A 10,066-nucleotide genomic window follows, 5' to 3' on the forward strand; every position below is an offset into this window, starting at 1 on the left:
CATGGGGCAACAGGCAATCGGGCTTTCTGCTGACACCGTTACCGTGCGCCCCTTCGATGTGACGCATAAAAGCGTGCTGTCCATCGCCGTGCCGATGACGCTCGGTTTCCTTACCACCCCGCTTCTGGGCCTCACCGCCACCGGCGTGGTCGGGCGGATGGGGGATCCGGCGGCGCTTGCCGGACTTGCCATCGGCGCCATCCTGTTCGACCTGATTTTCGGCAGCCTCAGCTTTTTCCGCACGTCCACGACTGGTCTTACCGCTCAGGCGTTTGGCCGTGGCGATGCGCGTGAGGAGCAGGCGGTGTTCTGGCGCGCCTTCATCAGCGCTATCGGCCTTGGCATTCTGATGCTGATGGCGACGCCGCTGATCCTCACCTATGCCCCCGGCCTGATGACCGATGATGCGGCGGTGGCCGATGTCACCCGCCACTATTTTGGCATCCGTGTGCTCAGCAGCCCGATGACCTTCATCAACTTTGCCATTCTCGGTTACGTTCTCGGGCGCGGCCAGGGCACGACCGGCCTGTTTCTGCAGGTCGTCATCAATGGCAGCAATATTGTTCTTTCGATCTATCTCGGCCTGCATCTGGGATGGGGCGTCGATGGTGTCGCATGGGGCACGGCCTCAGCCGAGACGATCGGTGCGATCACCGGCCTCATCATCATTTTCCGGCAGTTTGCAAAAATGCCGGGCAGCCGGCCGAACCGTGCCGACATTCTCGACCGGGACCGGCTGAAGGCGCTGTTCCAGCTGAACGCCGATATTCTCATCCGCTCGCTGGTGCTCAATTGCGCCTATGCGATCATGACCCGTGTCGGCTCCAGTTTTGGTGCCGTGACGCTGGCCGCCAATGCCGTGCTGATGAACGTGTTCATGCTCTGCTCGTTTTTTCTCGACGGGCTGGCAGGTGCCGCGGAACAACTGGCAGGGCGCTCGGTCGGCGCCCGTTACCGGCCGGCCTTCGACAGGGCGCTGAAGCTGACGGCTCTGTGGTCCTTTGCCATGGCGGGTCTGCTGGCCCTGTTCTTCATGATCTTCGGATCACACATGATCGACCTGCTGACCACCTCTCCCGAAGTTCGGACCGAGGCGATGGGCCATCTCGGCTGGGCGGCGCTGACCGGATTGACCGGCGCGCTCGCCTTTCAGCTCGACGGCGTGTTCATCGGCGCCACGTGGTCGCGGGCGATGCGCAACATGATGCTGGCATCGCTCGCCGGTTTCTGTCTGGCGGTCGCCGTTCTCGTACCGGCATTCGGCAATCATGGCCTGTGGATCGCGCTCAACCTGTTCCTCGGGCTTCGCGGCCTCTTCCTTCTCGCCATGCTGCCGTCAAAGGCGCGTCAGAGTTTTGCCGCCGCCCAGTGATCGACGCGGCTGTCGCGCAGGTCACGCACCGAATTGACCTGCTCACGATCCAGCAGTTTTGACAGGCCGGAAACGACGCGGCCGGCCAATGCGGGGCCTTCATAAACCATGCAGGAATAAAGCTGCACGAGATCGGCCCCTGCACGGATTTTTTCCAGTGCCGTATCGGCCGACGACACACCGCCGACACCGATGATCGGCAGTTCCTTGCCGACCTTCTGGCGCATTTTTGCCAGAACCGCCGTGGAGCGGGCGAACAGCGGCTTGCCGGACAGGCCACCCGCCTCGCCGGCCTGCGTCTGATCGAGCAGATCATCGCGCGACAAGGTGGTGTTGGAAACGATCAGGCCATCCAGTTCATGTGCCAGCACTGCTGCGGCGATATCGTCCATGCCCTCTTCGGTCAGATCCGGCGCGATCTTCAAAAACACCGGAACCTTGCGGCCTGATTTTTGGGCTTCTTCATTACGCGCGGCGATGACGGCCGAGAGCAGTGCGGCCAGGCTTTCACGTGCCTGCAGATCGCGCAGGCCGGGCGTGTTGGGCGAGGAAATGTTGGCGGTGAAATAGGAAGCCACCGAGTTGAAGCGGCGGATGCCGGCAACGTAATCGGCGATGCGATCGACGCTGTCCTTGTTGGCGCCGATATTGACGCCGATAATGCCGCTGCGGCGGATGCCGGAGAGGCGCGCGAAAGCCGGTTCGTGGCCTTCATTGTTGAAACCGAACCGGTTGATGACGGCTTCGTCCTCGACCAGACGGAAAAGGCGCGGTTTCGGGTTGCCTGCCTGCGCCTTCGGGGTGAGCGTGCCGACTTCGACATGGCCGAAACCGAGTTTCAGGAGCGCTTCCGGCACTTCGGCATTCTTGTCGTAACCGGCAGCGAGACCAACCGGGTTGGTAAATTCGAGACCGGCAAGGCTGACGCGCAGGCGCGGATCGGCTTTGGCGGCGCAGGAGTGCACGAGGCCGGTCTTCAGCGCCGTGATCGACATGCCGTGTGCGGCTTCCGGATCGAGAAGGAAAAGACCGCGGCGGGTCGCACTTTTCAAAAAGCCCATCATGTTCACATCTCCGGAAACTGGTGGCGGCCATCGGCGCCGAGGCCTAAGGGTTTTTCCCACAATACGGCCTTCAGCGGCAGCGGGGCGTAAAGATGCGGAAAGAGATCGCCGCCACGCGATGGCTCGAAGACAAGCTTTTCACCCAGCTGGTCGACATCCACCGCCAGCAGAAGCAGACCTTCCTGGCCGGCGAAATGTTTATCCGCTGTTTCCTGCGCCTGGGCTGCAGTGGAAAAATGGATATAACCATCGGCGAGATCGATCGCCGCGCCATCAAAAACGCCTTTTCCCTTGGCATCAAGCCACAGGTCTTCCGTCACGATCTTGTAGATAACGTCGCTCATTCTCGTTCCCGGCCATGATTGTTTTGCCGAGGCTTTGCCGCAAAGAGCGCGGTTTGTCCATGGCGAAGGTCAATGCATCAGAAAAACAGGAGATAGACATGTCCAGACATTTTTGCGCGACCGTTATGTTTGCGGGTATGGTCACGGTTGCTGCCGCCCCTGTTGCCGCATGGGCGCAGGAGGGAAACCAGAACCGTTTCCGGCTGGAAAAGACCGAAAGCGGTTTCGTGCGGCTCGACACCGAGACCGGAGCTCTGACCTTGTGCCGCGACGAAGGTGGCCAACTGACCTGCCGCATGGCTGCGGACGAGCGTGCAGCCTATGAGAAGGAACTCGACCTTCTGGAAAAACGCGTGACCGCGCTGGAGGGCCGGCAGGGCACCACTGCGGCCAAACCGGGCCTACCGTCGGAAGACGAGATCGAGACGTCCTTGTCGATCATGGAGCGTTTCATGCGTCGCTTTTTCGGCCTCGTGCAGGAATTCCAGGAGGAAGAACGGCATCAGACGACACCGAACCGCACCTGATGTGTGTCAGCTTTGATACGGGCTGGAACTGACGGTTGTGAAGTCTGGCGGCACAAGCCCTTGTGCTGAACGGCTGCCGGTATTAGAAATATGGCGAGGAGATTAGGCAGACTATGCTGTTGGGAGGCGGCGTGGGCATGCAGACACTCACACTGACAATGATCATTGCGGATGACCATCCCCTGTTTCGCGGCGCGCTGCGGCAGGCGGTGAAGGATATCGGCGACGCACAGACCATCATCGAAGCCGGCGATTTCGAAGCGGCCCGCAAGGCGGCAGGCGAATTGGTGGATATCGACCTGATGCTGCTCGACCTCAACATGCCGGGCGTTTCCGGCTTTTCCGGGCTGACGGCGCTGCGTTCGGAATTCCCCGGCCTGCCGGTGATCGTCGTATCGGCCAGCGACGACAGCGCAACGATCGCCAGAGCGCTCGAGCTTGGCGCTTCCGGTTTCATTTCCAAATCCGCCGGGCTGGACGACATCAGACGCGCGGTCGATACCGTGCTCGATGGCGGCATCTGGACCGGTGCGGCGGGCGCTGCCCAAAACAACTGTTCCGACCCGGCCATGACCGAGCTGATGGAGCGGATGAAAAGCCTGACACCGCAACAGAGCAAGGTGTTGACCATGCTCGGCAAGGGGCTTCTGAACAAGCAGATCGCCTATGCGCTCGGGGTCTCGGAAGCGACGATAAAGGCGCATGTTTCGGCCATCCTCTTAAAACTCAACGTCGACAGCCGCACGCAGGCGGTGATCAAGCTCGGCCAGGTCAACCTCGCCATGGTCGCGTGAATGAGACGCCGAAGACAGGATTTTATTCCTTTCCACCTTTACTCCGGCGCCGGTTTTGGTTAGTTTCGCAAGCGTCTGGCTGTGTTGCGTGCCCCAGGCTCTCGTCGTTTTTCCGGGCATTCCGGACGGGCGGAACTGAAAACAAGCCGTATCGCGCTGCCGCCTTGCCGCGGGGCATAAGGCAGGCCCGGCACGGCAGGAATTTGAAAACGATGTTGTCACACGAGACGATCTGGAGCGCGCTCGATGCCCTGGCGGAGCGCCACCAACTGACACCTTCGGGCCTTGCCCGGCGGGCCGGTCTCGATCCGACATCCTTCAACAAATCCAAACGACAGGGACCGGATGGCCGCATGCGCTGGCCTTCGACGGAATCGATCGCCAAAGTGCTGGAGGCGACCGGTGCCAGCATCGACCAGTTTCTCGCCTTTCTCGGCCCTCAACCGGTTCATGCCCCGCAGCCGGCGACGACATCCGACGTGACCTATCCGCCCCGTGCAAGCGGCATTCCACTTCTGGGTTTTGCGCAGGCCGGTGCCGGCGGCTTTTTCGATGACGGCGGCTTTCCCGCGGGCCAGGGCTGGGATGTGGTAGATTTTCCCGCCGCCCCGACAAGCGGAGCCGTTTATGCGCTGGAAGTGCAGGGCGATTCCATGCTGCCGCTTTACCGCGACGGCGACCGGCTGATCGTGGAACCCGGCGCGCAGGTGCGGCGTGGCGACCGCGTGGTGGTGAAAACCCGCGAGGGCGAGGTGATGGCCAAGGTTTTGTTGCGCCAGAGCGCCAAATCCATCGAGCTCAATTCGCTAAACCCGGCGCATGCCAACCGCACATTCGAGATGACCGAGATCGAATGGATCGCCCGCATCATCTGGGCCAGCCAATAAGCCGGACCACCTTGCCTCTAATAAAGCCCGTTCGGGAAATAACGCTGATAGATTTCCTGCAGGCGGCCATTGCGTGACAGGGCGGCCACCGCGCTGTCGAAAGCCACCGGCATAAGCACATCATTGTGCCGGAACATCGCCGAAAGCCCCTCGCCCAGATAACGCTGCGACATGTAGGGGCCGTCGAACAGGGCGCAGCATCCACCGGACGCCTCGCTTGCCACCCAGAAGGGCAGCCGCAGGCCATCGGCAAACACCGCATCGACATTGCCCTGTTTCAATGCATCCAGCATCGCCTCCGGGGTTTCGAACGGCTGCGCCTGCACCTTTGGGAAAAAGCCCTTGAGCATCGCCTCATGCACCGTGCCGGCAACAACCCCGACCGGGCGACCGGACAAGGCAACCGAGGCGTGCCCCGTCAGCCCGATCTTCGAACCCACGGCGAAACGCGCCGGCAGCAGCAGATAGGGCCGCGAGAAGGAAAATTTTGCCCGCAGGTCCGGCGTCACGGCCACACCTGCCAGCACGACTTCGGCACCGGCCTTTTCCAGCGTCGGCTCCAGATCGGCAAACGGCATGGCCTGGATCTGGCATTTCGCCTCTATCTTCAGCTCCGCGCAGATTTCGCGAATGAAATCCACATGAAAGCCGGTCAGGCGGCCGGTCTGATCGAGAAAGCTGAAGGGTGGAAAATCCACCGTGGTGACGACGCGAACACGCGCCAGATTGGAGAGGTCCGGTCTCGGCAGGCGCTCGCGTGCGTCGAACATGACCGGCAGATCCGCATTTTCGACCGGTTGCGCGGCCGCGGGAATGGCGGACAAAAACGTCAGAACCAATGCTGCAACAGCAGCCGACACACGGCCTCCGAACTGCCCCCGGCTTTTGGGGGATGTAACCATTGATTGCATCTGTATGATCCGAAACGAGACATGCCGGGCTTGTTGTCATGGGGGTTTAGCAGAAGCATGCGTGTCGGGGAATCTTTTCATGAGCCGCCTAGCGGGTCGTTTCACGGACCACCTGATCGACCAACGGCGCGACATGATACAACGACGTCCAGTCCCCCGCCCCTTTCGTCTTTTCCCTCTCAGCCACACAGTGACGAAATCGCCGCCCTGACCAGCCTCGGCTTCGGTAAACCGCTGATCCGACGCCTTGAAGCCCTTGCGAACGCCAATGGCACAAGCCTCGAGACCGAATTGCTGGCAGGCAGTGAAATCCATGAGGATGCCTATTTTGCCGCAATGGCGCGTTTTCTGCGATTGCCGTTCATTCCCGACATCGATCCAGCCGGCATTACGGATACGGATGGGCTGGATGTGCAGTTGCTGCGCCCCAATCAGATCCGGTTGGCGCATGCAAAAAAAGCACCGCAGGTGGCGATCGTGCCCGAAGCGATACGACTTGCCGAACTTGCGGCCCTCATCGACCGACTGCCGGCCCTGCGCCAGGGCCTGGTGATCACCACGCCTTCGCAGATCCGTTCCGCCGTATGGGCTGCGGGCGCAAAGCGGCGGGCGCGAGCCGCGGTGACCGATCTTTTCGAAAAACGCACAGTGTCTTCCGCGCGGATCGTGCTGTCCGGCGCGCAAGGGTTTGCGGCAGGCAGCAGCGCCGCCACTATTACGGCCGCGCTGCTGATTGCGCCGCAGATCACCCTGACGACCCTCCACCTGACATTGTCATGTCTTTATCTCGGCTCGCTGCTCCTGCGGCTGGCAGCACTGGCCCATGACAAACATCATCCGCACGCGCCGCACGAAACGGTGGATATCGATGACGGCAATCTTCCCACCTATACGATCCTGATCGCGCTTTACCGGGAAGCGGACGTGGCCGGGCAACTGGTGCGCAGCCTTGAACGGATCGATTGGCCGCACTCCCTGCTCGATATCAAACTTGTCTGCGAGGGGGACGACCAGGAAACGATCGCCGCCCTTGAGGCCCTGTCCTTGAAACCTCATTTCGAGATCGTGCGCGTGCCGCCTTGCGCGCCGCGCACCAAACCCAAGGCACTGACCTACGCGCTTTGCGCTGCTCGTGGCGAATTTCTTGCCGTCTACGATGCCGAAGACCGGCCGCATCCGCTGCAATTGCGCGAGGCATTGCAGCGTTTTCGCGCCGGTCCACAACGGCTCGCCTGCCTGCAGGCGCCGCTCGTCATCAGCAATGCGCGGAATTCCATCTTCAGCGCCCTGTTTGCGCTCGAATATTCGGCGCTGTTTCGCGGCCTGTTGCCGATGATCGCGGATTACCGGCTGCCTTTGCCGCTTGGCGGCACTTCCAATCACTTTCGCACATCGGTTCTGCAACAGGTTGGCGGCTGGGACCCGTTCAACGTGACCGAAGACGCCGACCTTGGCCTGCGCCTTTATCGGCATGGATATCATGCCGCGACACTGCGCCGGCAGACGCTTGAAGATGCCCCGACCTCGCTGAATGTCTGGCTTGGCCAGCGGACGCGCTGGTACAAGGGCTGGATGCAGACTTGGCTGGTGACGGTACGGCACCCGGCCACCCATATTCGCGACATGGGATTGCGGGGCGCATTCGTCTTCCATCTGATGATCGGTGGCATGCTGATCTCCGCCCTGTTGCACCCCTTGCTCTTCGTGCTGCTGGGATGGGGGATTTATATCTGCCTGACCGAACCTTTCCCTGCCCGGGCGCTGCTGGATCAACCGCTGATCGCCATCGATGCCGTCAACATTCTCGGGAGCTACATCCTTTTTGTTCGCCTTGGGCTTCGCTCCATGACGGAACATGAAAGGCAGAGGGTGGGCCGGCGCTGGATGGCGATACCGGTGTACTGGATGATGACGTCGCTGGCGGCATGGAGTGCTGCCAACGAATTGAGGACAAAACCTTTTTTCTGGAACAAAACGCCACATCGCCCCGTTGATGCGGCCAGCGGGGAGCAAAATAGAGCAGACACGCCTCACTTTTCTGCATGCAATTCCGTGCAGGGCAGTTGGTCACTGACTTTCTATTGACACTCCTGCCTCGGCCGCTTGGGACAGGCGGATTTATTTTGGAGAGAGAAAGTTCATGTCGGTTCTCATCAGTATCCTGATCACATTCCTGGTCATCGTTCTGGTTCTTTACCTGATCCAGCGCCTGCCGATCGATGGCCGCGCACGCCAGATCGTGCAGATCATCGTCATCCTGATCGGCATCATTTCGCTGCTGCGCTATCTGGCGGTATTCTGAGGCGCCAGAAATTCGACTACCCCGGCCCGCCTGATACAGGCGGGCACTTTCGGGCAACAATCAAGAGCGCCCCGGTCAGCACATCTGCCCATATGGTCGCATTTGCCCCCGGTGAGCCGGATCGAGCCGTAGCTCCGCGTATTCGCGTTATCCACCGTGCTGGTATTGCCGAAATCCTTGCAACCTTGTCACGCGGCATGACACGACCCACAGAGGCGAGTTCGTTGCCTTTATGCAACTAAAAGCAATCACAAACCGCCCAAAAGACGATCATTCCGCAATACTTAATTAACTATTGGTTGCATCCATGCAATGATTTGACAGTCGACTTATGGGAGTGGACATGTCGAACAAACTTGCATCGCTTACGTCTCTGCGCTTTTTCGCGTCACTATCAATTGTCATCTTCCATATGCAAGGTTTATTGCCGCCTGCCTCGCCGAACGCTTTGACCTGAGACCCATCGTCCCTCCAATTTTCAGGAGAGACTTGGGTTTTCAATCTGCCTTATGCGGCCTGTTTTTCCATAGCCATTTTCATTGCAAATTCACTGGGTGTGATGTTGCCCAGCGAAGAATGCGGTCTGTTCCGATTGTAGTCCTCCTTCCATGCCGCGATCTCCGTCCTGGCCTGTGTCAGTGACGAGAACAGTGTTTCGTTGAGCATTCGCCACGGAAGCTGCCGTTGAAGCTTTCTACGAAGCCGTTCTGCATAGGCTTGCCCGGTGCGATATAATGCCATTCGACGTGAGTTTTTTGGCACCATTCCAGAACGGCCATACTGGTCATCTCCGTGCCATTGTCGGAAACAATCGTGCGTGGCGTCCCTCGTTGGGCGATGATGGCATCAAGCTCCCGCGTAAGCCGCCGACCTGAGAGCGACGTGTCGGCGACCGGCGCCAGGCATTCGCGGGTGAAGTCGTCGACGACGGTCAGGAACCGAAAGCGACGACCATCTGTGAAAGCGTCGCTGACGAAATCCAAGCTCCATCGCTCGTTGGCACGCGAGGGCAGCGCCAGAGGGCGTCTCGTTCCCAAAGCCCGTTTGCGCCCACCACGTTTGCGCACCGTCAGCTTCTCTTCGCGATAGAGACGCCGCAAGCTTTCAGGTTCATGATGATGCCCTGCCGACCCAGCATGACGTGGATGCGGCGATAGCCGAAACGACGGCGCTCGGACGCCACCAGCTTCATGGCCTCACGGATATTGACCTGCCACTGAGAATTTCCTCCAGATTGGATTAGAGTCCGGCTCATCGCGGACGGACTTATGAAGAAGCAGAGATTTACGGAAGAGCAGATTATCGGGGTGCTGAAGGAGCAAGAGGCTGGCGTTAAGGCGGCTGATCTTTGCCGCAAGCACGGGATTTCCGAGGCGACCTTTTATAATTGGAAGGCCAAATATGGCGGCATGGAAGTGTCAGAGGCCAAACGTTTGAAGGCGCTTGAGGACGAGAATGCCAAGTTGAAGAAGTTGCTCGCCGAGTAGATGCTGGACGTTGCCGCTCTTCGGGGGGGCTTCTCGGAAAAAAAATGGTAGGCCCTGCCGCGAAGCGTGAAGCTGTCACGCATCTGAAGGCCATCATGGGCCTCTCGGAACGGCGGGCCTGCCAGATCATATCCGCAGACCGAAAGACGATCCGCTATCGATCCTCTCTACCGCCTGAGGTCGAGTTGCGAGAGAAGTTGCGCGATCTGGCCAACGAGCGACGACGGTTCGACTACCGACGGCTGTTCATTTTGCTTCGGCGAGACGGAGAGTCTTCTAGGGTCAATCGCATCTATAGGCTATATCGCGAGGAAGGTCTTTCCGTGCGCAAGCGGAAAGCCAGGCGTCGTGCTGTTGGCACCCGTGCCCCGATCCTCG

The 10,066-nt window shown here is 60.0% G+C and carries 9 protein-coding genes and 2 pseudogenes; 7 read left to right on the top strand and 4 right to left on the bottom strand.

The annotated features are described in order from the left end of the window. Position 1 precedes the first annotated feature (1 nt). Positions 2–1,372 (top strand): MATE family efflux transporter, encoded by a 1,371-nt coding sequence (locus J2T09_RS12970; RefSeq protein ID WP_306835238.1) that lies wholly within the window; start codon positions 2–4, stop codon positions 1,370–1,372. Here the strand turns inward: J2T09_RS12970 and J2T09_RS12975 are convergent. Together J2T09_RS12975 and J2T09_RS12980 are read right to left on the bottom strand one after the other, a co-directional pair. Further along, positions 1,348–2,436: a quinone-dependent dihydroorotate dehydrogenase gene (locus tag J2T09_RS12975; protein WP_306835245.1), complete on the bottom strand. Its 1,089-nt coding sequence runs from the start codon at positions 2,434–2,436 to the stop codon at positions 1,348–1,350. The two genes, J2T09_RS12970 and J2T09_RS12975, sit on opposite strands and share 25 nt — an antisense overlap. 2 nt (positions 2,437–2,438) lie before the next feature. Next, positions 2,439–2,780 carry a DUF952 domain-containing protein gene (locus J2T09_RS12980; protein WP_306835254.1) on the bottom strand — a complete coding sequence of 114 codons (342 nt, stop codon included), beginning with the start codon at positions 2,778–2,780 and terminating at the stop codon, positions 2,439–2,441. A 98-nt stretch (positions 2,781–2,878) separates the two neighbouring features. Here J2T09_RS12980 and J2T09_RS12985 point away from each other — a divergent pair, with 98 nt between their 5' ends. From J2T09_RS12985 to J2T09_RS12995, 3 genes are all read left to right on the top strand, one after another. Then, positions 2,879–3,307 carry a hypothetical protein gene (locus J2T09_RS12985; protein ID WP_373458444.1) on the top strand — a complete coding sequence of 143 codons (429 nt, stop codon included), beginning with the start codon at positions 2,879–2,881 and terminating at the stop codon, positions 3,305–3,307. 137 nt (positions 3,308–3,444) lie between these two features. Then, positions 3,445–4,101, top strand: a complete 657-nt coding sequence (locus J2T09_RS12990; protein ID WP_306835261.1) for a response regulator transcription factor — start codon at positions 3,445–3,447, stop codon at positions 4,099–4,101. 212 nt (positions 4,102–4,313) lie between these two features. Beyond that, the gene (locus J2T09_RS12995) at positions 4,314–4,988 is read left to right on the top strand and encodes a LexA family transcriptional regulator (protein ID WP_306835268.1); all 675 of its coding nucleotides are present in this window, start codon (positions 4,314–4,316) and stop codon (positions 4,986–4,988) included. Between the two features lie 17 nt (positions 4,989–5,005). Here the strand turns inward: J2T09_RS12995 and J2T09_RS13000 are convergent, their stop codons facing one another. Further along, entirely contained in the window at positions 5,006–5,767 is a 762-nt protein-coding gene (locus J2T09_RS13000; RefSeq protein WP_306835323.1) for a transporter substrate-binding domain-containing protein, read from the bottom strand. Positions 5,768–6,190: 423 nt separating this feature from the next. Here J2T09_RS13000 and J2T09_RS13005 point away from each other — a divergent pair, with 423 nt between their 5' ends. Together J2T09_RS13005 and J2T09_RS13010 are read left to right on the top strand one after the other, a co-directional pair. Beyond that, positions 6,191–7,984, top strand: a complete 1,794-nt coding sequence (locus J2T09_RS13005; protein ID WP_306835276.1) for a glycosyltransferase — start codon at positions 6,191–6,193, stop codon at positions 7,982–7,984. 55 nt (positions 7,985–8,039) lie between these two features. Beyond that, the gene (locus J2T09_RS13010; protein WP_112729083.1) at positions 8,040–8,201 is read left to right on the top strand and encodes a Thivi_2564 family membrane protein; all 162 of its coding nucleotides are present in this window, start codon (positions 8,040–8,042) and stop codon (positions 8,199–8,201) included. Between the two features lie 507 nt (positions 8,202–8,708). On the opposite strand, the pseudogene J2T09_RS13015 reads toward J2T09_RS13010, so the two are convergent. After that, positions 8,709–9,405: pseudogene (locus J2T09_RS13015) on the bottom strand (IS3 family transposase); the annotation flags it as partial. A 64-nt stretch (positions 9,406–9,469) separates the two neighbouring features. Between J2T09_RS13015 and J2T09_RS13020 the strand changes: the two are divergent. After that, a pseudogene (locus J2T09_RS13020) lies at positions 9,470–10,066 on the top strand (transposase); the annotation flags it as partial.

Origin of the sequence: Neorhizobium huautlense, from assembly GCF_030811685.1 — a bacterium.
Classification (GTDB): Bacteria; Pseudomonadota; Alphaproteobacteria; order Rhizobiales; family Rhizobiaceae; genus Neorhizobium; species Neorhizobium huautlense_A.

Bases quoted from the DNA above. Each gene is read 5' to 3' on its own strand.
- J2T09_RS12970 (WP_306835238.1), top strand. From the start codon at position 2: ATGGGGCAACAGGCAATCGGGCTTTCTGCTGACACCGTTACCGTGCGC.
- J2T09_RS12975 (WP_306835245.1), bottom strand. From the start codon at position 2,436: ATGATGGGCTTTTTGAAAAGTGCGACCCGCCGCGGTCTTTTCCTTCTC.
- J2T09_RS12980 (WP_306835254.1), bottom strand. From the start codon at position 2,780: ATGAGCGACGTTATCTACAAGATCGTGACGGAAGACCTGTGGCTTGAT.
- J2T09_RS12985 (WP_373458444.1), top strand. From the start codon at position 2,879: ATGTCCAGACATTTTTGCGCGACCGTTATGTTTGCGGGTATGGTCACG.
- J2T09_RS12990 (WP_306835261.1), top strand. From the start codon at position 3,445: ATGCAGACACTCACACTGACAATGATCATTGCGGATGACCATCCCCTG.
- J2T09_RS12995 (WP_306835268.1), top strand. From the start codon at position 4,314: ATGTTGTCACACGAGACGATCTGGAGCGCGCTCGATGCCCTGGCGGAG.
- J2T09_RS13010 (WP_112729083.1), top strand. From the start codon at position 8,040: ATGTCGGTTCTCATCAGTATCCTGATCACATTCCTGGTCATCGTTCTG.